The 24,220-nt window shown below is 46.5% G+C and carries 27 protein-coding genes; 4 read left to right on the forward strand and 23 right to left on the reverse strand.

What is annotated here, in order from left to right; genetic code table 11:
• Positions 1-52: 52 nt before the first annotated feature.
• The 3 genes from QGT46_RS02805 to QGT46_RS02815 are packed head-to-tail and all read left to right on the forward strand — an operon-like array spanning position 53 to position 2,083.
• Complete coding sequence (locus tag QGT46_RS02805) at positions 53-934, forward strand: aldose 1-epimerase family protein (protein WP_024726861.1); 882 nt, start codon at positions 53-55, stop codon at positions 932-934.
• Between the two features lie 14 nt (positions 935-948).
• On the forward strand, positions 949-1,581 hold the full coding sequence (locus QGT46_RS02810; RefSeq protein ID WP_024726860.1) for an HAD family hydrolase: 633 nt from the start codon (positions 949-951) through the stop codon (positions 1,579-1,581).
• A 16-nt stretch (positions 1,582-1,597) separates the two neighbouring features.
• Positions 1,598-2,083, forward strand: coding sequence for a prolyl-tRNA synthetase associated domain-containing protein (locus QGT46_RS02815; RefSeq protein ID WP_270430288.1), 486 nt, complete (start codon positions 1,598-1,600; stop codon positions 2,081-2,083).
• 123 nt (positions 2,084-2,206) lie between these two features.
• Here the strand turns inward: QGT46_RS02815 and pfkB are convergent, their stop codons facing one another.
• The 9 genes from pfkB to QGT46_RS02860 form a co-directional block, all read right to left on the reverse strand.
• Positions 2,207-3,142, reverse strand: coding sequence for a 1-phosphofructokinase (pfkB, locus tag QGT46_RS02820; RefSeq protein ID WP_024726858.1), 936 nt, complete (start codon positions 3,140-3,142; stop codon positions 2,207-2,209).
• Positions 3,143-3,145: 3 nt separating this feature from the next.
• On the reverse strand, positions 3,146-4,195 hold the full coding sequence (locus QGT46_RS02825) for a galactitol-1-phosphate 5-dehydrogenase (RefSeq protein WP_270430340.1): 1,050 nt from the start codon (positions 4,193-4,195) through the stop codon (positions 3,146-3,148).
• Between the two features lie 9 nt (positions 4,196-4,204).
• Positions 4,205-5,053 carry a tagatose-bisphosphate aldolase subunit GatY gene (gene gatY, locus QGT46_RS02830; protein ID WP_024726856.1) on the reverse strand — a complete coding sequence of 283 codons (849 nt, stop codon included), beginning with the start codon at positions 5,051-5,053 and terminating at the stop codon, positions 4,205-4,207.
• A gap of 65 nt (positions 5,054-5,118) precedes the next feature.
• Positions 5,119-6,474, reverse strand: a complete 1,356-nt coding sequence (locus QGT46_RS02835) for a PTS galactitol transporter subunit IIC (RefSeq protein WP_301589465.1) — start codon at positions 6,472-6,474, stop codon at positions 5,119-5,121.
• A 41-nt stretch (positions 6,475-6,515) separates the two neighbouring features.
• Positions 6,516-6,791, reverse strand: coding sequence for a PTS galactitol transporter subunit IIB (gene gatB / locus QGT46_RS02840; RefSeq protein ID WP_024726854.1), 276 nt, complete (start codon positions 6,789-6,791; stop codon positions 6,516-6,518).
• Positions 6,788-7,252 (reverse strand): PTS sugar transporter subunit IIA, encoded by a 465-nt coding sequence (locus QGT46_RS02845; RefSeq protein WP_024726853.1) that lies wholly within the window; start codon positions 7,250-7,252, stop codon positions 6,788-6,790. The genes gatB (QGT46_RS02840) and QGT46_RS02845 overlap by 4 nt, the downstream gene beginning before the upstream one ends.
• A 4-nt stretch (positions 7,253-7,256) precedes the next feature.
• Positions 7,257-9,347 (reverse strand): BglG family transcription antiterminator, encoded by a 2,091-nt coding sequence (locus QGT46_RS02850; protein ID WP_301589466.1) that lies wholly within the window; start codon positions 9,345-9,347, stop codon positions 7,257-7,259.
• A gap of 143 nt (positions 9,348-9,490) precedes the next feature.
• The gene (locus QGT46_RS02855; protein WP_270430287.1) at positions 9,491-10,189 is read right to left on the reverse strand and encodes an HAD family hydrolase; all 699 of its coding nucleotides are present in this window, start codon (positions 10,187-10,189) and stop codon (positions 9,491-9,493) included.
• Positions 10,190-10,375: 186 nt separating this feature from the next.
• Entirely contained in the window at positions 10,376-10,786 is a 411-nt protein-coding gene (locus QGT46_RS02860) for an ABC transporter permease (RefSeq protein WP_270430286.1), read from the reverse strand.
• A 124-nt stretch (positions 10,787-10,910) separates the two neighbouring features.
• Between QGT46_RS02860 and QGT46_RS02865 the strand changes: the two genes are divergently transcribed.
• Positions 10,911-11,831, forward strand: a complete 921-nt coding sequence (locus QGT46_RS02865; protein ID WP_270430285.1) for a TIGR01212 family radical SAM protein — start codon at positions 10,911-10,913, stop codon at positions 11,829-11,831.
• A gap of 121 nt (positions 11,832-11,952) precedes the next feature.
• Here QGT46_RS02865 and QGT46_RS02870 read toward each other — a convergent pair whose 3' ends face one another.
• The 14 genes from QGT46_RS02870 to gatC form a co-directional block, all read right to left on the reverse strand.
• Positions 11,953-12,132, reverse strand: coding sequence for a hypothetical protein (locus QGT46_RS02870; protein ID WP_024726849.1), 180 nt, complete (start codon positions 12,130-12,132; stop codon positions 11,953-11,955).
• 61 nt (positions 12,133-12,193) lie between these two features.
• Positions 12,194-12,988: an HAD-IIA family hydrolase gene (locus QGT46_RS02875; RefSeq protein WP_024726848.1), complete on the reverse strand. Its 795-nt coding sequence runs from the start codon at positions 12,986-12,988 to the stop codon at positions 12,194-12,196.
• Positions 12,989-13,000: 12 nt separating this feature from the next.
• The gene (locus tag QGT46_RS02880) at positions 13,001-14,185 is read right to left on the reverse strand and encodes a sn-glycerol-1-phosphate dehydrogenase (RefSeq protein WP_301589472.1); all 1,185 of its coding nucleotides are present in this window, start codon (positions 14,183-14,185) and stop codon (positions 13,001-13,003) included.
• A gap of 174 nt (positions 14,186-14,359) precedes the next feature.
• On the reverse strand, positions 14,360-14,740 hold the full coding sequence (locus QGT46_RS02885) for a PTS glucitol/sorbitol transporter subunit IIA (protein ID WP_024726846.1): 381 nt from the start codon (positions 14,738-14,740) through the stop codon (positions 14,360-14,362).
• Between the two features lie 12 nt (positions 14,741-14,752).
• Positions 14,753-15,931: a sn-glycerol-1-phosphate dehydrogenase gene (locus QGT46_RS02890; protein ID WP_148459644.1), complete on the reverse strand. Its 1,179-nt coding sequence runs from the start codon at positions 15,929-15,931 to the stop codon at positions 14,753-14,755.
• A 15-nt stretch (positions 15,932-15,946) separates the two neighbouring features.
• Positions 15,947-16,396: a ribose 5-phosphate isomerase B gene (gene rpiB / locus QGT46_RS02895; RefSeq protein ID WP_148459645.1), complete on the reverse strand. Its 450-nt coding sequence runs from the start codon at positions 16,394-16,396 to the stop codon at positions 15,947-15,949.
• 95 nt (positions 16,397-16,491) lie between these two features.
• On the reverse strand, positions 16,492-17,475 hold the full coding sequence (gene srlE, locus QGT46_RS02900; RefSeq protein ID WP_024726843.1) for a PTS glucitol/sorbitol transporter subunit IIB: 984 nt from the start codon (positions 17,473-17,475) through the stop codon (positions 16,492-16,494).
• The gene (gene srlA, locus QGT46_RS02905) at positions 17,468-18,019 is read right to left on the reverse strand and encodes a PTS glucitol/sorbitol transporter subunit IIC (protein WP_148459646.1); all 552 of its coding nucleotides are present in this window, start codon (positions 18,017-18,019) and stop codon (positions 17,468-17,470) included. Before srlA ends, srlE begins: the two co-directional genes overlap by 8 nt.
• A gap of 10 nt (positions 18,020-18,029) precedes the next feature.
• A complete protein-coding gene (locus tag QGT46_RS02910) occupies positions 18,030-18,428 on the reverse strand; it encodes a transcriptional regulator GutM (RefSeq protein ID WP_024726841.1) in 399 nt (132 codons plus the stop codon).
• A 224-nt stretch (positions 18,429-18,652) separates the two neighbouring features.
• On the reverse strand, positions 18,653-19,627 hold the full coding sequence (locus tag QGT46_RS02915; protein WP_024726840.1) for a sugar-binding transcriptional regulator: 975 nt from the start codon (positions 19,625-19,627) through the stop codon (positions 18,653-18,655).
• 12 nt (positions 19,628-19,639) lie between these two features.
• Complete coding sequence (locus tag QGT46_RS02920) at positions 19,640-20,434, reverse strand: HAD family hydrolase (protein WP_148459648.1); 795 nt, start codon at positions 20,432-20,434, stop codon at positions 19,640-19,642.
• A 337-nt stretch (positions 20,435-20,771) separates the two neighbouring features.
• Positions 20,772-22,211: an Asp-tRNA(Asn)/Glu-tRNA(Gln) amidotransferase subunit GatB gene (gatB, locus tag QGT46_RS02925; protein ID WP_148459649.1), complete on the reverse strand. Its 1,440-nt coding sequence runs from the start codon at positions 22,209-22,211 to the stop codon at positions 20,772-20,774.
• Positions 22,211-23,683 carry an Asp-tRNA(Asn)/Glu-tRNA(Gln) amidotransferase subunit GatA gene (gene gatA, locus QGT46_RS02930; protein WP_148459650.1) on the reverse strand — a complete coding sequence of 491 codons (1,473 nt, stop codon included), beginning with the start codon at positions 23,681-23,683 and terminating at the stop codon, positions 22,211-22,213. The genes gatB (QGT46_RS02925) and gatA overlap by 1 nt, the downstream gene beginning before the upstream one ends.
• Positions 23,684-23,692: 9 nt before the next feature.
• Complete coding sequence (gatC, locus tag QGT46_RS02935) at positions 23,693-23,986, reverse strand: Asp-tRNA(Asn)/Glu-tRNA(Gln) amidotransferase subunit GatC (protein ID WP_024726836.1); 294 nt, start codon at positions 23,984-23,986, stop codon at positions 23,693-23,695.
• Positions 23,987-24,220: the final 234 nt, after the last annotated feature.

Here is a 24,220-nt window from a genome sequence, read left to right on the forward strand (position 1 = left end):
TAATATTCTGAAAAGAAACTTGTTTATTTTTGTTCAGCAAAAGGAGCGTAATATGAGTTCATATCAATTAAAAAACGGTGTTCTTACAGTTTCTGTTGACACATCCGGGGCAGGCCTTACTTCTATTAAAGATAAAGCAGGCTTAGAGTACTTATGGCAGGGCAATCCTGATTTCTGGAGCGGACAGGCTCCGATCCTGTTTCCAATCTGCGGAAGTTTAAGGAACGGGGAGGCGAAAATCGGAGACGGTAAATCCTGTTCTATGGGCAGGCATGGAATAGCCAGAAGATGTGAATTTACCCTCCGTCACCTGGATAGCGACAGCATTTCTCTGTTTCTGCACGCTGACGCAGAGACCATGAAATCTTTCCCCTATGACTTTGAACTTGAAATGACTTACCGTGTCAAAGACCGCAGTGTGATTGTCGAACACACCGTGAAGAATTGTGGCTCTGAAGTGATGCCATATTTTGTTGGAGGACATCCCGCGTTTAACTGTCCACTGAATGAAGGAGAAGCTTTTGAGGATTATATCATAGAATTTGAAAAGCCGGAGACGGCCGGATGTCCGGTTTTGACAGAGGACGGCCTGATCAATGTAAACAACAGAAAGGCTTTGCTTGATCATGCGTCTTCATTCGGCGTAAAGCACGAACTTTTTTATGACGACGCCCTGATCTTTGACAGTCTGGAATCCAGATCGGCTTCTTTGCTGCATAAAGAAACGCAAAAAGGAATCCGCGTCGATTTTAAAGACTTTGATTATCTCGGCATCTGGTCCAGCGCCAATGACGGACCGTTTGTGGCAATTGAACCCTGGTCAGGCACTTCTACCTGTTCCAATGAGGACGGCATTTTTGAACACAAACGCGGAGTCCGCATACTGGGCCCGGGGCAGTCAGAGACACTTGCCTATACGATTTCTGTTTTATAAAGTGAGGAAGATATATGAATAGCTTATCACTTGGTTATAAGATGATCTGTTTTGATTTGGACGGTACTCTGCTGGACACCAAATATTCCATTCTCGCAGGCTTCAGAGATCTGTACGAAGAGACATGGAAAGAATTCAGGCCGCTTAATGAGCTTGAATTTGTTCTCGGCGGCGACAGCCTGGCCCTGCTGGACTCTATGGGCTTTCCTGAGGGAAGTATTAACGGGTGGTTAAAATATATTGACTGCTATGCACATACGATCCATCCGTTTGACGGAATTTTGGACACTTTATCTGCCCTGAGGCAAAAAGGGCTTATCCTGGGCGTTGCTACAAATAAACTCCGAATCGAATATGAAGAAACGATGGAGCGCCATGGGCTGAAACATTTCATGGAGCACTCCATCTGCCTGGACGAGGCAGCACATGCCAAACCGGACCCTGAACCTCTGTTATATCTGGCAGAACAGTCTGAAATACCGATAAGCCAAATGCTTTTTATCGGGGATACCAGCTATGACATAGACTGTGCCAGAGCCGCCGGATGTGATTTTGCCCTTGCAGGATGGGGAGCCTCCGAAGCACTGAAAAAAGAAAATGCCGTTGTGCTGGAAAAACCCGACGAACTTCTGTCACTGATCGAATAGAAAGAAGGACTTGAACATGAAACAAAAGGTATTAGATACGCTTGACCGCCTCCACATCCCATATGAGTACGAAAATCACCCTGCTGCCTATACGATGGAGGAGATCGAGGCTTTGCATCTGACCAGACCCAATGAATCCATTGCAAAAAATCTCTTTTTAAGAGACGGCAGCGGCAAGCGGCATTTTCTCGTTCTTGTTGCCGGAGACAAACTGGTGGATCTGAAAACGCTCCGGCAGACCATCGGTTCATCCAGATTAAGTTTCGCATCGGAGGAACGGCTCATGAAACATTTGAAGGTAACCAAAGGTTCTGTCTCTCCCATGGGAATCTTAAACGATGAACATCTGGCTGTGGAAGTTTTTATAGACGAAGAACTCAAAGACAGCTCCTGCATCGGAGTTCATCCAAACGATAACACTGCCACGGTGTGGATCAGCTGTGCCGATTTGGAACAGGTCATCCGCCACCATGGGAATTCCGTTGCATATATCCCTGTCTGAACAAAATGGCAAGCCCGCTTCATCTCTTGGGCCCTCACTCTTTGAGGGGCTTTACAATGTCTTTCCTAAGAAATAATAAAAAGCAAGACACTTCATGCTGCATAGTGTCTTGCTTTTCTGCTGTTAATAAGTAATCTCTTCAACTTCTACCTTTGAAAAAATTTCTTCCATATCTTTGATGCGGAATCTTCCTGTCCCCGGATTCATCGCATTGGCAGCAGACACTGCCACTGCATAAGCCAGTGTTTCTTTGTCTGTTTTTCCCTGGCAGAACGCCGCTGCAAAGGCTCCTACCATGGAATCCCCGCATCCTACAGGATTCACCGCGTCTAATTCAGGAGGCTTTCCGTGATAGATTTTTTCATCACAAATCATTAAAGCTCCTTCTGCCCCAAGGGATATGACTACATATGGGATTCCCTGACTTCCAAGCTTTTTCCCTGCCGAGATCAGTTCTTCCCGGTTTTTAATCTCCACTCCAAGCAGGTCTTCCAGTTCTTCTTGATTGGGTTTTATCATCGTAGGTTTCGCTTTCAGTCCATCTCTTAAATACTCTCCGCTGGTATCTAAGATAACCTCTTTTCCCTGCCTCTTCACTATTTCGATCATCTTCCGGTAACAATCCGTCCTAAGTCCCTTTGGAGCGCTGCCTGAGATAGTAACCACATGACTCTCTCTTACCATCTCTTCAAAATCCTTTAAGAACCGATTCCACTCCTCTTCCTCTACCGGCGCACCCGGTTCCAGAAATTCTGTGGATGTACCGTCCCCGGCCAATATATTAATGCAGCTTCTGGACTCGCTTTTTACTTTTGTAAATCTGCTTTGAATTCCGTCTTCGCAAAGCATTGCTTTGACATAATCGCCGTTGAATCCTCCGGCAAAACCAGCTGCTAAAACATCTTCTCCGCACAGATCTGCAATCCTTGCCACATTGAGCCCTTTTCCTCCTGCGGTGTTCCTGCATTCCTCCACCCTGGAGACGGCGCCGGGACACACAGCTCCTTTTATTTTGTATGCTTTATCCACTGATACATTCAGTGTCACTGTTAAAATCATAAATCATCCCTCACTGTCAATCAAAATCTTGCCTTTTACTGTACCTTTTTCTTTGTAAAGTTCAAAAGCATCCGCTATTTCAGATAAAGGCATTTTCTTGAATATCAGTGAATCATCAAATTTCAGCTGCCCGGTCTTAAAATAATGGGCTGTAAGCTCCCATTCTTTCCCCGGAAACGGGGCGCTGTAGGACATCCAGGACCCGGTCAGAGTAAATTCTTTCCGGTTCATATTTTCCCATTCTTCCACACTAAAAGATAATTCTTTAGTCGGTGTTCCAATAAAGCAGACTCCCGCTTTATTGGCTGCCAATCGGAATGCATATTTCATGGTCGTGGTAACCCCTGCGGTCTCATACACATAGCCGAATCCTTTACCCCCGGTAAGCGCCATAGCCTGCTCCATGAAGTCTTTATCCAGAGTATTGATACCCTCGTCGATGCCCAGTTTCTCTGCAAGCTTAAGTCTCTCGTCACTGATGTCAAAAACCGTAACTTTTTTTGCACCGAAAATCTTTGCCCACTGGGCCGTGAACAGCCCGATGGTACCGCCGCCCAGGATCGCCACATTTTCTCCTCCCCGGTAGCCGGTCCTTAAAAGTCCATGGAGAGCCACTGTGGCAGGCTCGAAGAAAGCCCCCTGCTCAAAAGATACGGAATCTTCAAATTTTACTGCATTTTTCTCCGGCACTGCCACATACTCGGCAAAACTGCCGAATTCCCTGGACCCGATAAAACTGTAATGCCTGCAAAGGGAATAATTTCCCTTCTGACAGTCCTCACATTTCATGCAGGGCACCAGAGGCACCCCGGCTACCCGGTCTCCGGATTTCAGGGCTTGAACTCCTTCCCCGGTCTGCTCCACAACACCGGAAAACTCGTGTCCCAGCACATTCGGGAAGAAATGACACGCATCCCCGTTGACTCTCGGCACATCAGAGCCACAGATTCCTGTATATTTGACTTTGATCAGCACCTGCCCTTTTTCCGGAACCGGGGTCTTGATTTCCTCGAACCGGATGTCATTTTTTGCATGGACCACTCCTGCTTTCATACCACTCACCTAAGCCTTTCCTTCACTCTTTACGACCTTTATTTTTGATTTGACATATTCCTTTACCATTTCTTTTCCCGCGGCATTATATTTTTTGGGATCGATCGTATTTGGTTTTTCTTTGAGCACACTGGTAACCCCGCTTGTAAATGCGATCCTTAAATCTGTAGCGTAGTTTACCTTGCAGATCCCCCGGCTGACACATTCCGTCACCGTCTCGTCCGGCACACCGCTTGTTCCATGGAGCACCAGTGGTACAGAAACCACTTTCCGGATTTCTGACAGGCGCAGAAGATCCAGCTTCGGTTCCCCTTTATAAACGCCATGGGCTGTGCCGATGGCCACGGCCAGAGAAGTAATTCCCGTTTTGTCTGCGAATTCCAACGCCTCTGAAGGTTCCGTGTATCCTCCGGCCCCTCCGTCCAAATCGTCTTCCTTTCCGCCGACTTTTCCAAGCTCCGCTTCCACCGGAACTCCGGACGGGGCACATGCATCGGCTACGGATTTGGTGAGCCGGATGTTCTCCTCAAAGGATTCATGGGACCCGTCGATCATAATGGATGTATAGCCAGCCCTCAATGCCTGCATGGCCAGTTCAAAACTGTTTCCGTGATCCAGATGCATGGCGATGGGCACGCTGGCACGCTCTGCCGCCGTCCGTACATTTGCCAGAAAATAATCCAGTCCCGCATAGTTTACCGTGGACGGCGTAGTCTGCATGATGACCGGGGAATGAAGTTCCTCGGCTGCCTCCATGACCGCCATGACCATTTCCATGTTTTCTACATTAAAAGCACCCACTGCATACCCGTTTTTCTGGGCATCGAGGAGCATTTGTGTTGTTGTCATTAATGGCATCTTTTTCCTCCTGATATTCTGTTATCAGTCCGGGCGGGCAAAAGCCCGCCCGGTTTTCTGATGTTTTACTTCTCTTCTTTTAATGCGGCCGCTCTGGCCTTGGATGTCCTTACAGTGAATACGAGACAGATTGCGTAGATCACGGCGATTACAGCTAGCCCTGCAAGGTTTTCCCTCGTAAAGATCTGTGTGAACATATAGGTGATTGGTGACCCGCCCTGGTCGAGTGCGGCAATTCTGGATGCTCCGTTTGTCAGGTTAACGGACTTAGCAAGTGCCGTAGTCCACGGAATTGCCTGATTGGCGATCCAGATGGTCACATACATAATCACGGAGCCTGAGATCAGCGTGCGGAACAGATTTCCCTTATGGACAGCCACAGCGATGGCAATAAAGAACCCGATCGTCGCCAGATCACCGAATGGAAGAATGATGTTTCCCGGCACGATTACTGCGATCAAGATTGTCAGCGGGATAAAAATCAGCCCTGCGGTTACTACCTGGGAATCCCCTAAAAGGATCGCCGGATCAAGTCCGATGTAAAATTCTCCGTCCCCGGAACGTTTGGTGAGAATTTCTTTCATTCTCTCTGAGATCGGCATGAGGCCTTCCATGATACATTTTGTGATTTTCGGCATAAGTACCATGACTGCGGACATCTTGATGCCCAGCTGAAGTGCGGCCTGAAAATTATAGCCTGCCAGCGCACCTACTAAAGTTCCGAGGAGTCCTCCGATGACGATAGGTTCTCCGAGCACACCTACTTTTTCCTGTAGTTTATCGGCAGTAATGCTGATCTTGTTCAGTCCTGGTATCTTTTCGATAATGGCGTCGATCGTACAGGCAAACGGTGCCAGGTAGGCGGATGTTCCGTGGGGAACTGTAAGGCCTTCCAGTTCAAAATAGTCTTCCATCAGCGGAGCATACAGATCACCGAATTTGTATGTAAAAATTGCATGGACCACTACGCCTGCAATCCCGATGGCAAAGTTTCCTGTCACTGCATAGGCAATCACCCCGGTAAATGTCATGTGCCAGATGTTCCAAATATCAATATTTACGGTTTTGGTAAGCTTGAGTATAAGCATCACCACATTTACAAGAATTGCTACTGGGATCGCAACGGTTGCGATGCCGGATGCCCATGTAATCGGCGACATCCCCGGCCACCCTACGTCTACCACACTCATGTGGAGCCCAAAAGTCTCTGACATGGCCTTTGCCGCAGGCCCCAGATTTGCATTCATCATATCGACGATAAGTCCCAGCCCTACAAATCCAACACCTACCATAAGTCCGGCACGGATGGCCTTTCCTACTTTCACTCCTACAATAATACTCAGTATAGCGATGACGAGAGGCAGCATAACGGATGCACCCAAGCCAATGATGTAATTAATCGCGTCTCCAAAAATACCCATAGTTTTTCTCCTTTACCTCCTTGGTGTTTCCCACGTGTCTGTTATTTCAGTACTTCCAAAATCTTTTCTTTTGTCTTGTCTGCGCCGATCCCTGAGATAAACGGCATCCCTGTAATCAGCGGCACACCGTAATCCCGTTTTACCTTTGAGGTCGTCACGATCAGATCGGCCGGAAGATTGGACTCGATCTCTGAGATTCTTACCTGCGCGATTTCCACATCAATTCCATTTTCCTTCGCCAGATCCACCACTGCATTTGCCGCTACTGTGGATGTTGCCACTGCTCCTCCGCATGCTACGATAACTTTCTTTTTCATAATGAATTCTCCTTTTCTTTGATGATATTTATAATTTCTTCCGGGTTCTGCGCGCTGCTTAGTTTTTCTACTACATGAAGGTCCTGCAGAATCCCTAAAATTGCCTGCAATAACTCGAGATGCCCTTTCTCATCCACGGCCAGCATGAAGACGACCCTTACATTTACGGTCTCATCGTCCGTTCCCATCTGTACGAAGGTGACCGGCTTCTTTGTGGTAGCGATGACGATGCCCTTTTTCAGGACATGGCTCACATCCGTATGGGGAATGGCAACTCCCACCCCTCCCATGTCAACGCCTGTGGGGAAATCTTTCTCTCTCAGCTTTAATGCCTCTACATAGCTGTCCTTACAGTAGCCCAGAGAGACTAATTTTCCTCCCGCCTGCTCAAAAATGTCTGCACTGTCTTTGGCATCAATCTGAGGCAGTATCAATTCCTTGTTTAAATGTTCCCAAACCATGTTGTCACTCCTTTATTCTCTGTTCATAAGTTTTAATAATTGCCGCTGTCTCCCGGGGACTTTCGGCATTCCACAGCTCTTCCTTAAATCTTTCATTGGTCAGCATATTAACCAGGTGGAAAAAGGCTTTGATGTGCTTTTTGTGGTCCACGGTGCTCAGGCAGCAGAAAAATCTCACTTCTTCCCGGTCACCGTCCTCGTCCTCAATGATCACCGGCCTGTTAAGACGGATCATATTCATCCCAACTTTCCGGCTGCCCAGCTCAAATCCCTCGTGGGGCAGTGCAAATCCCTTGGAAATAACGATGTAGCTGCCGTTTTCCAGTACATTTTCTATCATGGCGTCCACATACCGATTTTCGATATACCCTTTTAAAAGCAGCGGTTCTGCCGATTTTCTGATGGCATCCTTCCAGTCTCTGCACTCGATATTAAGCTGAATATTCTCTTCTCTCAACAATTCACACAAAAACGGCTCCCGCTCCTCATCAAAGGACTCCTCGAAATACTCATAGATCTTCATGGACACTTCCCTGAACAGTTCCGGATCTCTGATCACCGGCCGCAGCAAAGCGGAAAGTTCATCTGGATTTCTTTCTTTTTCGGGCAGCTTCTTTTGGCGAACCCTGTTCTTTTTCTGGAGAAGCTCGATCTTTTTATTAACCCTCAGATAATCTTCGTCAGAAAACATCGGTGTCACAAGCACATATTCTCCCTCATAAGCCTTTAAGGGAATCGTGGACACGATCATGTCAATGTCTTCATAATGGCTTTTTCTTAGATCATGGGCAGAGACAACATCGATGATGTGAAAATCAAAGCGGTTTCTCATTTTTGCCAGAAGGAGCTGCGATGTCCCCACTCCGCCGTTGCAGACAATGACAACTCGGAAATCAATTTCCTTTTTCTTTCTCCGCTCCAGAGCGGCGCTGATGTGAATCACAATGTAATCGGCCTCGATCGCCTGGATCTTTCTTCCCACAAACCGTTCCAGCATCTCAATGTTGTTCTTAACCGCATGCAGGGCTTCCTGATTTTGTTCTACGATCTGTCTGAGAAAATCGTCTCTCTGAATGATATTAAACTCTTTCGTAAAAATGGATTCCAGATGGTTTACAAGATTTTCATAAAACACAAAATCCCGGTTAAGGTCCACCTGAAGCTCATTGGATATCTGCTCAATGAATTTCCTTGTGACCAACTGGAGGCCGATGATTCTCTGGTTCCTGCTGTCCTTTTTTATGTAGCTTAAGCTGTCCAGAATATCGCTTAACAGTTCCTTTTCCCCCTGGCTCTCAGGAAGTTCCCAGTACTGGCACACATACCTCAAAATATCCTCTGCCATCTCGTACTTGCTCTTCTTTACCTCCAGAGACTCGGTGATCTGATGCCCCTGCTTAACTCTCTGGATCAGTATGGTCAGATACGAGAGCAGATAGTTGAAAGATGCGTCGGTTAAAAACCTCCCGTGTGTGTGCTCCTGTTCATTAATGATTTTCTGCAGGTTCTGTTTGTCTTCTTTTTTCAGCCTGTGGCTGATATTCAGTCCTCTGATAAAGCTCTGGACCACAGAACCTGCGGCCTGAAAAGATCCGTCCTGGTTCAGAAGTTTTAACAGGCATGCCCGCTTATCACTCTCCTTTCCGTGAAGGGCAAGCCCTTTGTTGGAATGGGATTCCACAGTGAGATGTTCCTTTAAAAGCATCTGCTTGACACTCTCTAAATCGTTGATGATTGTGGCCCTGCTCACATACAAAAGTTCTGCCATGTTTGATAAAGTCGTATAGCCCGAAGCTTCGATCAGGATCGCCGCGATCAGCGGCTTTCTCTCTTCTTTGGAAAGCCGGTATGTGTAAAAATCATTCTGATTAAACAGGCCTGCCGCCAGTTCAATGTCATCCTCCACAAGAAGTGTCCCGTTGCTCCCCAGTTTTACTGAAGAAAGCTCATGTTGTTCCAAGAAGTCATTGACATCATTGATGTCATTTCTTATAGTGCGCTCCGACACCTGGAATTTCTCTGCCAGTTCACTGATACGGAATGTCTTCTCCAAATCTATGAGTCCCAGCAAAATCTCCCTTGATCTCTTGTTCATTTTTATCCCTCCGTTGCTGTGTCTTTACTATATCACCGTCCCCTTTCAAAAAACAGTCAAAAGGATTTCGGACATTTTTGCAAAAAAATAGACAGGTCTAAAACTTTTCCATACGTTTTGAAAAGTTTTAGACCTGTCTTATCTCACAGAAGCTTTTGCAGCAGCTGGTACAGCTCCTTTTCCGAGCAGACACAGTGATCCGGACGTATTTTGGATACCGGATATGTATGATTCCTCCGGTTCATCCATATGCAATGAAGCCCGGCGTTTTTTGCTCCCTCTACATCATTCCGGAAGGAATCCCCGACATACCAGACCGAGGCGTCCCGAAGCTTCATCTTATCACATGCATACCAAAAAATCTTCTCAGCAGGCTTTGCAGTTCCCACATCTCCGGACACGAAGATTGTATCGTCCAAAAACCACTTTCTGAGGCCCAGCGTCTCTATTTTCTCCCACTGGTGTCCGGACGGTCCGTTTGTGATCACCCCTATGGGAACCCTATCCCGGCAGAATGTCAGGACCTCTTTCATAACCTCCGAAACCGCAATCTGTTTTTGATATCCGGCGTATAAATGCTGGAATTGAAGTGCGGATTCATCTGGGATTCTTATATCAAACTCTTTCAGTGCCCTCCGAATTCTGTAAATATACATCTCATCCATTGTCATCTTCCCGCTTTGGGAATGTTCAAAAGCCTCATCACTGTACTTTCTGCTCAGCACAAACAGCTGCTCCATATCAACTTCATATGTTTCGCCGAACAACTGATAGAAGGCTCTTTTAAAAGGCTCCCGCTGATCATACAATGTATCGTCAACATCAAATAAAACCGCATCCATATTTCTATTCTTCCTTTCCCTGTCGTCTAGGATGATTATAACCGACATTTCACGAGAAAAAAAGACAGAACACGAAAGATTTTACTCATAATGCAGGGCTTCCGCCGGTTTTAAATTTGCCGCCTTATTCGCAGGATATAATCCGAAAATAATCCCCACTGCAGCCGAAAATATAAGAAATATCATTCAAATGACCGGAGATATGCTTAAGGATGTATCTACAAATGCATTTCCCACAGTAAGTATCAAAAAGCTCAGAATAATTCCTGTCAAGCCTCCCAAAAACGACAGCACAATGGCCACCAGAAGAGTCACACTGAGGACTCCGATGATAATGCCAAGCATCGTGAGAAACGAGCACAGCTTAGTTGAAAGAATAGAGGAAACTGCCATTTTCACTGTCTGAGTAAATTTCATGTCGCATCCCTCCTGCCTGTGTCGGATATGATCTTCACCTTTTGCCTTTCTTGTCAAAACCAATCTCCCCGAAAATACGCCCACTGCCACAAACAAAGCCAATAAAACGGCCGTCAGCTTCTTGTGTTTTTTTATTTTTCCCGGTATCATAACCATGATATCCTTTAGTTTTTTCTTCATTAATATTAGCCTCCCCATCCTTCTTTTAGATATTTCCATTTTATAGGACGAATTGGAAAGGCTTAGGATCAATGTGTGAACAAACTATGGAAATATACCACATAGCAGAAAGGAACCACATTTAATGGATTGGGATGGAAAACGCTATTACTCTTTTGATTCTTATTTAAAACAGACCTTTGGCGAAAAAATATATAAAATTTCTTTAAACGGAGGCTTCACATGTCCGAACCGGGACGGCACCCTTGGAAACAGAGGCTGTATTTTCTGCAGCGAAGGAGGCTCCGGAGATTTTGCGCCCGACGCTGTTCTCCCCATTGATAAACAGATCAAAGAAAGTATCCGCCTGATTAGCAAAAAGACGGATGCCCATAAATATATTGCCTATTTTCAGGCGTTTACAAACACCTATGCTCCTTATGAAAAACTGCACTCTCTTTTTCATGAGGCTATCCTGCAGGAAGAAATTGTAGGACTTGCCATCGGCACCCGCCCGGACTGCCTTCCTCAGGACGTGCTTGAACTGCTCGATGAACTGAATCAGATAAAGCCAGTCTTCGTGGAACTTGGACTCCAGACTATCCATGAGAAAACTGCACAATTCATCCGAAGAGGCTATCCTCTTTCCTGTTTTCAACAGGCATTAAAAGCACTGCATGATCTAGGGATCAATGTTGTAGTCCACCTGATTCTCGGACTGCCTGGAGAAACAGAAGAGATGATGCTTCAGTCTGTCCGGTATTTAAATCAGCTTCCGATAAACGGGGTCAAACTCTCCCTTCTCCACGTGCTGAAACACACCGATCTCGGCGCTCTGTATGAGAAACATCCATTCCCGGTCTATGAACTTGATGACTACGTTGATTTCGTCATCCGCTGTATTGAGGAACTACGAGGAGATATTGTTATCCACCGCCTAACAGGGGACGGTCCCAGGGACCTGCTGATTGCTCCACTCTGGACGCTCAACAAAAGAAAAGTGTTGAATGAGATTTCCCGGCGCATGAAGGAGACGGACAGCCGTCAGGGAAAACGTTTCGTCTGAGAAAATTTAAATCATACCCGCAGGGCACACCGTATTTTATACCCTTCGGGTGGACGCGCTTCGCGCGATAAGGTATACGTAAAAATACCCTTTCGGAATCACGTCTCCGAAAGGGTATTGATTATTTATGGTGCTTTTTGTCCGGCTCAGGTTTCTTTTGTCTGCCTTCATAAGTGTTGTTGTCACACGTATTGTTATTGCCAATCTCCACTCCTTTTTTAATCGGAGCGATCAGAAAACCGATGACTACGCCGAGCCAGAGCCAGAATCCGCCGAAGAAAAATGCTTCTCTTTTTGTCATAATGAATTCCTCCTTTGATTGTCTCCATTATAACATCCGGCCTGAACGAAATCAATGAAGGCTAAAGAATCTCCGTGATATCCTCCAATGAATCCACGATCACATCCGGCTTCACATCACTTTTCTCTACATCCTCCAGCGTACTCTCTCCCGAAAGCACCAGGATTGAAGTCACAGGGCTTCCGTCCGCCACTGCAATATCCGTGTACAGCCGATCGCCTACGATAGCGATCTCTTCCGGACGGTACCCTGACTGCTCCACAAAATAATTCAGGGTATGTTTTGAAGGTTTCCCAAAGAATTCAGGGAAACGTCCCGTGGATGCCTCCACCAGTTTCGCCATGGAACCGCAGTCCGGTATGAAATTTCCGCCTTCCATCGGACAGTTCCAGTCCGGATTAATGCCATAGTATGTACATCCATTACGCACATAATGACAGGCTTTAGAAATCTTCTCATAAGTAAGTGTCGTATCAAAACCAAGGATGACGATGTCCGGATCTTCGTCCACCAGCGGCATGTCAAAGGCTTCAAACTCTTTTAGAAGAGAAGGTGTCCCTACCACATAGAGGGTTTCCCCCGGATGGTTCTTTTTTAAGTACTGGATCATCACATGACTGGAAATCATCATCTGCTCCGGTGTGATGGAAATTCCCATTCCCGAAAGTTTATCTATGTAGGCCTGCTGGCTCTTGGAAGAATTATTCGTAAAGAAATAATACTCCCTCCCTGTGTCTTCCACTTTCTTTAAAAAGTCCTGTGTGAATGGAAACAAGTCATTTCCAAGATAGATGGTCCCGTCCATGTCGAGGACAAAACATTTGATATCTTTCACTGCCTGAATATTTTGCTTCATCTGTCATTCTCCTTAATCTTCATCATAAAAGCGATGTGTGATCTTCTCCGCGATCTCCTGCATCTTTCCTTTTTCCACTGCCAGGTCTAAGACGCTGTACCGGTCTCTGACTTTATATCCGTCAAGCAGGCTCTGGTAAAACAGATCTCTGTCGATTCCGATTTCTTTCGGAGAAACCGGCGCACCTACGGTCTTTAAAAGCCCTTCCGCATATTCTCTGGTCGGTGCCAGCTTCTTCGCCGCCTCCGGAATTTCGTCTCCCATAATCTCGAAAATTTCCGCAATGATCGGTGTGGCGATGCCGACTTTGATTCCGTGGAGCTCCGGATACTTTTTCCTTGCGATGAACTCCATCTCCCAGTAATGGCTCAGCATATGCTCTGCTCCGGATGCCGGACGGGATACGCCGATCAGTCCCATGGCCACTCCGGTAAGCGTCAGCGCCTCGATCAGATAGAGAACCGCTTCATCATCCCTGTTTGCAAGTGCCTCTGCACTTCCGGTTACTTTATCAAGGGCTTTCTGAACGAGGGTCACACAAGTCTCACAGCAGTATTCCCCGGTCATCTCCCTGGACAAATACCAGTCTGCAAGAGCGGTAAGTTTTCCTATCACATCCCCGAACCCGGCGCGAATCATATGCATTGGCGCCTGCTTCATGATATCCGTATCCCCGAGGATGCCGTAGGGAAGGGTTGCAATGAAGGAAATCTTCTTTCCTCCCAGGATCAGAGGGGCTCCGTCTGATGCATAGCCATCCATAGAAGGTGCGGTGCAGACAACGATGTATGGAATCTTTGTCCTGGCTGACATATATTTTACCATATCATTCAAAGTTCCGGAACCTGCCGCGATCAAAACATCCGTCTCAGGCTCCAGGTTTAAGAACATCGTTCCAACAGCATGCTCATCCGGGATTAAAATGTCTTCCCCTGAATCCAGGACCACACTTTTCACCTGAAATCCTGCATCCTTCAACAGTTTCTCTGCGGTCTCTCCCGCCGCTTTGTATGTATTGTTGTCGCTCAGCATATAGACTTTCTTTGCACCAAGGCCCTTTACCATTTCCGGCAGTTCTTTTATTACTCCCTGACCCATCACCAACTTGTCGATATCCAGAGTATGATGCCTTCCGCAGCTGCAGTCAAAACTTGCTTTTGCCATTTCATTCATAGAATAGTTTAAGATCTCATCCATTTTGCTTCCTCCCGAATCTTAATTTTCAAATAAGATTACCACCTGCAATATAAATAATACCACTGGTAATATATCTTCATTTTACTTCCATTCTATGATAAAATCCATACCTTATTTTGAACATTTGTATAAATATTTTTAAAACGGCTATTATACATACATTTGTATAAATGCTTATATGAATTCGATTGTATTTCCCGGTGCGAAATCTGCGGATGTCAAAGGCTCCTCACCTTTTACCGCCTCCACCATAATACATCCCGGGCGCTCTGCTTCCGGACCGCCTTTAAAGCTTACCGTGCAGTGTCCGAGTCCCCTGAGAGTTTCATTTGCTTCAGTACCCACTGCCGTCACTTCAAATCCTTTTTCATTGATCAGCATCATATCTCCCGGCTCAATATTTGCTCTCAGCTCCTCAATCGTATGCAGCACACAAAGATCCTCAAATGCAGGGGGCGCATTATCATTAAACAGAATAATAAAATTTGAATCAGGGTCTCCTAAAAATGTCAGCGAGTCTTTCCCCAGCTTCTGAATTCTTGTAAAATATTTCATTTCATCTCTCCCTTACTGATAAATACGATTGGTTATTTTTTCTGCAATTTCTTCAAGTTTTTCCGTTTGCAGGGCCAGTTCCAGAATACTGTACCGATTTCTTACCTTGTATCCCTCCAAAATGCTGTTATAAAACAGTTCTCTGTCAATTCCGATATCCGTCGGATACACCGGCGCCCCCACTGTTTTTAAGAGTCCCTCCACATATTCTCTGGAAGGCGCCAGCTTCATGGCTTCTTTTGGCACCTCATCCTTCATCAGCTCAAATATTTCTGCAATAACAGGCGTTGCAATGCCTACCTTGATGCCGTGCAGTTCCGGGAACTTTCCCTTCGCGATAAAGTCCATCTCCCAGTAATGACTGAGCATATGCTCTGCCCCGGAAGCCGGGCGGGATACACCGATCAGTCCCATGGCCACCCCTGTGAGGGTCAACGCTTCGATCAGGTAAAGGACCGCGTCATCGTCCCTCTTTGCCAGGGCTTCTGCGCTGCCTGTGACTTTGTCCAGTGCTCTCTGCACAAGAGTCACACAGGTCTCACAACAGTATTCGCCGACTTTTTCTTTTGCCAGATACCAGTCGGCAAGGGCGGTCAGTTTGCCCAGCACATCGCCGAATCCGGCATGGATCATATGCATTGGCGCCTGCTTCATGATATCTGTGTCTCCGATGACGCCGTAAGGAAGTGTGGCGACAAAAGATATTTTCTTTCCCTCCAGGATCAGCGGTGCCCCGTCGGCGACATATCCGTCCATGGAAGGAGCCGTACAGACGATCACATATGGAATCTTTGTTCTCGCAGACATATATTTTGCCATATCATTGATCGTCCCTGAGCCAACCGCAACGATCACCGCCGTATCCGGTTCCAGGTTCAGAAACATCGTTCCCACGGCCTGTTCATTGGGAATCAAAATATCATCCCCGGAATCCAGCATCACGTTTTTTACAAGATAATCCTCGCCTTCCAGAATTGAAAGCACCCGGTCTCCTGCTGCCTTAAATGTGTGATTATCACTGAGCATGTAAACCTTTTTGCCGGAAAACGGCTCCAGTACTTTTGTGAGTTCCTTAAGAACCCCCTGCCCCATGATGATATGCCTGATATCCAGTGTATGATGTCTGCCGCAGCTGCAGTCAAAATCTGCGCCTGCCATTTCGTTCATAGAATAATTTAAAACTTCATCCATATGCTCTCCTCCTGTCTATTTGCTGAATTGTTTCTCGTAGTAAGTGATCCTCTCGACCTTTTCGGTAGACGGCCCATCTTTAAATTCAAGTCCCATCCAAATATCCAAAAGATATAAAGCCAGCTGAGGTGCGATCACCCTGGCTCCCATGCACATCACATTTCCGTCATTGCTCAGAATGGAGCGCTCTGTGGAGAACGGATCGTGGCAGACAGCTGCCCGGATTCCCGGCACCTTATTTGCCGTCATAGCCATGCCGATGCCGGTGCCGCACACGAGAATCCCCCTGTCGCACTCACCGCTGATCACTTTTTCACAGGTATTTACCGCAACATCCGGATACAATGCGGTTTCTCCGGCTTCCACTCCATTGTCCACACAGGTATGACCCGTCTCCTCCAATCTCTTTTTGATTGCCTCTTTTAACTCATAGGCTGCTTCGTCACATCCAATTGAAATCTTCATATACTTCTGCCTCCTTTGATTTTATGTCTTCATTTTACCTTTTTATTTACGCAAAGTCTATATTTAATATTGAAATTATGTATAAATATTATTTTCTATGAATGATATAGTCCAAAGCTTGCAGCGAACGCAATGATAACTGCCAACGGCCCTGTAATGACACGGGAATACAGGACGGACGGAACACCCAGCTCTATGGTCTCTGACTCACACTCCGCAAGACTCAGCCCTACCGGGATGAAATCACATCCTACCTGGGCATTGATCGCAAAAAGTGCCGGCAGTGCATATTGGGCCGGTATCTTGCCCATAGCGATCTGTGATCCCAGAAGAGTTCCCACGACCTGTGCGATAACGGCTCCGGGGCCGAGCACCGGTGACAAAAACGGCATAGCACAAATAAGAGATATGATCAGCATTCCGGGGAGCGTGGCACACAGCGGCGAAATTGTCTTGGCAATGACGTTCCCGAGTCCCGTAGCTGTGATGATTCCAAGGATCGTACTGGTAAATGCCATAAACGGAAGGATATTTTTTACTACCATTTCAATAGTCTCACGTCCTGCTGCAAAAAACTTTCCGACAACCTGCCCTACTCCAATGCCGAGCCTCGTGATCAGTCCCGGCCGCTCAGCCGTCTGTTCCTGTTTCATATCCCGGCTGCTGTCTTTTTCTTCTTCCGGCGCTTTTTTCTCGGTGGCAGCTTCACCGTCGGCATAAGACAGACAGCTTTCGTTAACAGCAGATACGTATATATCCGGAGTAATATATTTTGCCAGAGGCCCTGACTGTCCCACAGGATTTAAATTAACGGTAAAAATTCCCTTCTGCGGATAAATTCCGCACCGTAACGTTCCTCCGCAGTCGACGATAGCGACCAGGATTTCTTCATCCGGTACATTATTCTTGTGACCGTCGACTGCTTCCCCGCCGGTCATCTCCGCCAGCTTTGCGGCCAGCGGATGAATTCCTCCTATCGCTGTCATACAAAGAATCTTATTGCATGTTTCTGTTGCCTGCACTACAAGCGGTCCCCCGTATCCTCCGGAACCTGCGACGATTTTTACTGGCTTATTCATGGACAGCTACCTCCTTATTTCCCATCTTCTGATATTTATTGCTGAGCATCAGATAAATTCTTTCTGTCACCATGCCGCGGATAAAAATAACTACAAGTCCCACGAGAAAATAGCGGACTGCCAGATCACCCAGCGGCAGGTTCAGCTTTTGGATACCTGCTGCAATCCCCATGTATACGAACAGCTCACCGGCATTGGCATTGGGAAAGAACCCCAGCACTGGGTGGCAGAAGCTGATCGCCGCGTCAAAAAAAGGAACCTTATACTTCTCTTCTACGAATCTGCCAAAAGTATATGCCATCGGGTTGCCGACACAGATCATTGCGATGACAGGTAGAAATAAATACCGGCACAGCCTGTTTCCGGTGATCCTCATACAAAATTTTTCTACCCTGTCTTCTCCGATCAGTTTTATAATCGCGTTGACTGCTGTCATCAGACATACTACCGTTGGAATAATCGTGGTCACCCATCCCAAAAACGTCTGTCCTCCTGTGGAAAACAGCTTCATGAATCCATTCGCCAAATTAGATATAACCTGCATATGTTCCTCCTTACACTCTCATTTCCAATGCTTCCAGTGCCTGTATGTATCCTTTATAGAATTTTTGTTTCTTCTTCGTCATACTGCGGAGTTCCGAAAGAACTTCCCGAAAATCCCTTCCCAGTATCTGCACCTGATAAACCTCAGACACCGGATGGAATCTGGCCAGAAATGAAATCCCGTCCATAGCTTCTCCGCCGGTAATCTTTCCGCCCTCATCGCATGCAAGAATGACAATATGGCCTCCGGACAGCAGACGTCCTCTTTTCTGTCCGATACCTACCGCTCCGTCCCGGTTTACTCTCCGCACGGCTTTCTCATAATCTTTGATCTGAAAAATCCCTCCGGCAGACTGAAGCAGAAACAGTACAAGAAACACTCCAAAAAGAATCAACACATGATTTGACATTTTCTCTCCTTTCTTTGATTTTTTTTTCTGTATATGTATTTTAACCCTTTTATTATTGCATAGTCTATAGTTTTTATTGAAATATTGTATAAGTATTTAGAATCATCTCGACATTTATACATCATTTCAATACACATCAGTACAACAAAAGACCTTCCGGAATTCAGCAATTCCGGAAGGTCCCTTTCTATGTCCTTTATGAACTTATGATGATATTATGAAACTCAAACTTCTTTCAGCATCTGTCTTGCACATTCTGAGTCTGTAATCAGAACATTAATATTTTTGGAACGCACGGCTCCGACGACAGATTTTGATTTCTCGATTCCCCCTGCAACCCCGATCCTTATTTCAATATTTTTCAGCTGCTCCTGTGATATGCCTGCCACACGCTGATTGAAAGAATCAAACGGTTTCGTATTTCCCTCGATGTTGTAAAAATACAGCGACGCGTCTCCGACTGCCCCCATCTCAACAAAATTCTTTAATTCATTCTCCGTTAAATATCCTTCTGCAACAAGAGCTGTTCCTCCGGCCTCCGGGATTCCGATCCCCATGACCACGACCCTGAGTTTTGAAAAATATTCATAGATGTAGTTTACCGTATCCTCCTGAAGGAAAATGTCTTTCACCTCTTTGCTGGAAAAAATACCGGGTGACAGGAACTGGACATAATCACCTCCGAACTTTTCCGCAAATTCCACTGCAATCCGGTTGGACTGTACATCCCTCTTTTCCGTCCTTTTCTGGGATATCCCTCCGTACAGGGGCACAAACAAAAGCTTATTGCCTTTGTTATAAAATTTATCCACATGGGCAATGTGGGACAGCGTCCTCCCCATCGTGACTCCCACATAGTCATCATTTTTCAGGATATGGCTCAGGTAGTCAAAGGCCGCCTCTGAAAGCATATCCATCTGCTCCTCTTTTGTGTCAAGCGGCTCGCTCTCCACAATGATGGCCTCTTTCAGACCAAACCTCTGTTCCAGCTTCTGCTCTAATTCCCCGTAATCGTAGCTGATAGGGTTTATGACCTCGATCTTCACAATTCCCTGTTCCCTCCCGAGAGCCAGCATCCTGGATACAGTGGCCCTGGAAAGTCCCAGGGTGTTGCAGATCTCCACCTGGGTCTTATTTTTCATATAGTATAAATTGCAGCATTTATATATCAGACGGTCGTCATCGACAATTTTCTTCATCTGCTTCCACCTTTATATCAATTCTAATTCGTTCAGCGCATTATAGATTCCGTTTTCTTTTGTCGTCTGGGTGAACATATCCGCAGTCTCCTTCACTGCGTCACTGCACCGTCCCATGCCGATACCGGTCCCGACATTTTTAAGCATCTCTACGTCGTTGTCCGAATCACCGAATGCATAGAGATTCTCTTTAGAAATCCCAAGATCATCTGCTACCTGGACAACCGCGTCTCCTTTCGTGACACCTTTGAGCGTAATGTCAAAGAAATTCTCACGGACATGTTTGGCACACTCGAATGTGTCTGCATATTCTCTTTTAAAATCTTCAAATACATCAGGCGCTTTATAGTTCATCGTAAGCTTTGATATATGCTGTTTTTCCCAGTACTTCCACGGGGCATACCACTCCATCGGAAGACTGAACAGACGGCAGAAATACTTAAAGAATTCCTCGTCGTTATGTAAATAGTATGTCACGTCCTGGGTATCCATCTGGATGATCGTATCTCTTATAAAATACTTGTCTATGACTTCATGCAGCAGATCTTCCTCAATATAAATATCCCTGAGCACTTCCCCGTCCACTTCCGCATAGCTTCCATTGCAGGTGACGGCCCCGTCAAAATGCTCGATATCCGCCTCCAGAAATCGTTTGGTCCGCCCTGAACACAGCAGGGCTGCATATCCGTTGTCCTGCAGTCTCTTAACAGCCTCCAGGGTCTTCGGCATAACTGTCTTGATATGGTCCACTTCATCAACTAATGTTCCGTCATAGTCAAAAAATACCGCTCCTTTATATTTCTTCATAGTATGGCTCTTCTCCTTATTGATCGTGCTCGTTTACTTAACCAATACTATTGTACTTTCTTTTAATTCCCATTTCAAGCGGTATCCTACATCATAAGCACCTGCACGATCAAAATCAGGGTAATCCCAAGGGAAAGCAGAAACATCGATCTGTAAAAATCCTTCATGATAACGCTCCTTCTGATTTGTTTTTCCGTTGTATTTTATCTTTTGACAATATCATACCGGATTTCTCTTTCAGAATTCCCAACCAATTTGTGAATAATTTCTTAACATTTTGTGTTTTTACACAAAAAGAAGCTTTGGGTGACAATCATACCAAAGCTTCTGTTCTTTTTTATAAACTTTCTAATATTTCTTTCAGGATCTTATTGACTACTCCGGGATCTGCTTTCCCCTGGGTCGCTTTCATGGTCTGTCCAACCAGGAATCCCATGGCTTTTTTCTTCCCTGCCTTGTAGTCCTCCACCGATTTCGGATTGCCGCTGACAATCTGCGTGATGGTCTCTTTAAGCGCTCCCTCGTCATTCATTGATTTCAATCCGTGTTCTTCTACGTAGGCTTTCGGGTCCACATCTTCTTTGAATATCTTCTCAAAGACTTCCTTGGCTACCTTACGGTTGATCTCATTCTTCTTCACCATGCCGATCAGAGCCGCGAGATGTTCCGGTGCAAAGGAAATATCTGTAAGATCCATTTCCGAATCATTGACCAGACGCATCGTCTCTCCCATCAGCCAGTTAGATACTTCTTTCGCCTCGGCTCCGTGATCGATGGTTGCCTCGAAGATATTCGCCAGATGTTTGCTTCCCGTTATGATATCGATATCATAGTCCGGCAGGCCGTAAGTTTCTTTATAACGTCTCCGTTTTTCGTCCCGCAGTTCCGGCTGTGCATCCCTGATCTGCTCTATCCACTCATCGCTGATGATTACCGGCACAAGATCCGGGTCCGGGAAGTAGCGGTAATCCTGTGCGTCCTCTTTGGAGCGCATCGGATAAGATTTTTCTTTTGTGTCGTCCCACCGTCTCGTCTCCTGCGTCACCTTTCTGCCCTCTTCCAGCAAAGCGATCTGGCGGTCTGTCTCTCCCTCAATGGCGCGCCTGATAGCCTTAAAAGAGTTCAGGTTCTTCATCTCTGTCCTTGTTCCGAACTCTTCGGCTCCCGCTTCTCTGACGGAAAGGTTGACATCGGCTCTCATAGAGCCTTCCTGAAGTTTGCAGTCGGAAGCCCCGAGATACTGGATGATCAGTCTAAGCTTTTCCAGATAAGCCACGACTTCATCTGCGGAGCGCATATCCGGCTCTGAGACGATCTCGATCAGCGGCACGCCGGACCGGTTGTAATCCACAAGGGAACAGTCTTCCCATTCGTCATGGATCAACTTTCCCGCATCCTCTTCCATATGGATCTCGTGAATCCCGACGGACTTTGTCCCTCCGTCAGTCTCGATTTCCACATGTCCGTCTCTGCAGATCGGAAGATACAGCTGGGAAATCTGATAATTCTGCGGGTTGTCGGGATAGAAATAATTCTTCCTGTCAAACTTGCAGTTCTGTGTAATGCTGCAGTTGGTGGCAAGTCCCACAGCCACGGCATACTCAACTACCTGTTTATTTAATACCGGAAGGGAACCCGGCATTCCCGTGCACACCGGACAGGTATGTGTATTCGGCGCTCCCCCGAACTCTGTGCTGCATCCGCAGAAAATCTTCGTGTTAGTTGCCAATTCCACATGGACTTCCAGCCCGATGACAGTCTCATATTGTTTACTCATTACTGAACACCTCCTTTTACAATCTCCGGTGCTTCATAAGTTCTCGTCTGTTCAAATGCATAGGCAGCCCGGATCAGTTTCTTTTCCTGGAAACAGTCTCCCAAAAGCTGCAGGCCGATCGGCAGCCCTTTGCTGTCTTTTCCGCACGGCACACTGATTCCGGGCAGTCCTGCCAGGTTTGCCGAAATCGTATAAATATCTCCGAGGTACATTTTGATCGGGTCGCTTAAGCTCTCACCAAGCTTCGGTGCAGTGGTCGGCGCCGCCGGCCCAAGGATCAGGTCATAGGAAGCAAATGCCTTGTCAAATTCCTGTTTGATCAGTGCTTTTGTCCTCAGTGCTTTCAGATAATACGCGTCATAGTAACCGGAACTTAAAACAAACGATCCAAGCATGATCCTTCTCTTGACTTCCGGCCCGAATCCCCCGGAGCGTGTCTTTTTATACATGTCGTGGAGTCCTTCTGCTCCCTTGGCGCGGTATCCGTATTTAATCCCGTCAAACCGTGACAGGTTTGAGCTGGCTTCCGCCGACGCAATGACATAATATGCAGGAATCGCATAATCCACAAGTCCCAGATCAAACTCCTCAACAACTGCTCCCTTTTTCTCCAATGTCCGGGCAGCCGCCATGACAGCTTCTCTGACTTCAGGGTCCAGTCCTTCTCCAAAATAGTCTTTCGGGATTCCGATCTTCATTCCTTTGACATCATCAACCAGGGCGGAAGTAAAATCATACTCATCCCTCTCAATGGATGTGGAATCTTTCTTGTCATAGGATGCAGAAGCCTCTAAAAGAGCCGCACAGTCTGATACGTCTTTAGCCATCGGCCCGATCTGGTCCAGGGAAGAACCGTAAGCAATCAATCCGTATCTTGAAATTGTGCCGTAGGTCGGTTTCATTCCGGTGATCCCGCAGAAAGATGACGGCTGGCGAATCGATCCTCCGGTATCTGAGCCGAGTGCCATGAAGCACTCTCCTGCCGCCACTGCTGCCGCCGATCCGCCGGAAGATCCTCCCGGCACATGTTCCTGATTCCATGGATTTTTTGTCGGTCCGAACGCCGAAGTTTCAGTCGTGCTTCCCATGGCAAACTCATCCATGTTTGTTTTCCCTATGATGACCACACCGGCAGCGATAAGATTTTCCACCGCCTGAGCGGCGTAGGTCGGAACAAAATTTTCGAGAATCCTGGAACTGCACGTAGTTTTGTATCCTTTTGTACAAATATTATCTTTCACAGCCACTGGAACACCGGCCAGCGGACCAGTCAGCGTGCCGTCATCAATTTTTTTCTGCACCTCTTCTGCTCTCTTTAATGCACTCTCTTCATCATATGATACATAGGCATGCACCGTCGGCTCTGCTTTCTTAGTCTGTTCCAGCACAGCCTGTACCGCTTCCACTGCGCTGATCTCTTTTGCTTTTATTTTTCTGCCCAGTTCAAGGGCTGTCAAATCTAAAATTCCCATGGCTTCCTCCTATTCTACAGTCTTTGGCACCACAAAGGCACCGTCTTTTCTCTCCGGTGCGTTGGCGAGAATCTCTTCTCTGTCGTCTCCATTTGTGACGATATCTTCTCTGAATACATTGTTTACCGGAAACACGTGAGACATAGGTTCAACACCGTCCGTATCCAGTTCATTCAGCTTGTCTACATAGTCCAGCATGCTCTCCATGTCTTTCTTCGCCTGTTCTTTTTCTTCGCCGGACAGCTCAAGCTTTGCCAGAATACCGACGTATTCGATCGTTTCATCACTGATGTGATTTGCCATTCTAATTCCTCCTTAAATGATTGGTTCTCCTTACGTATTTGTGTGTATCCTCGCGGAGCATTTTTTGATTTCATTAAGAAATAAAAAACCCGCTCCAAAGCAAATATTCTATGCTTCGGGGCGGGAATATCTTCCCACGGTACCACCCGTATTGATATCAGGACAAATTGTCTGACCTCTTCTCATTTCTGTACTTAACGCGTACCACGTGACTGCCTAACATGCATCCTGCCT

It is taken from the genome of Anaerostipes faecis (assembly GCF_910574135.1).
In the GTDB taxonomy this organism is placed as follows: domain Bacteria; phylum Bacillota; class Clostridia; order Lachnospirales; family Lachnospiraceae; genus Anaerostipes; species Anaerostipes hominis.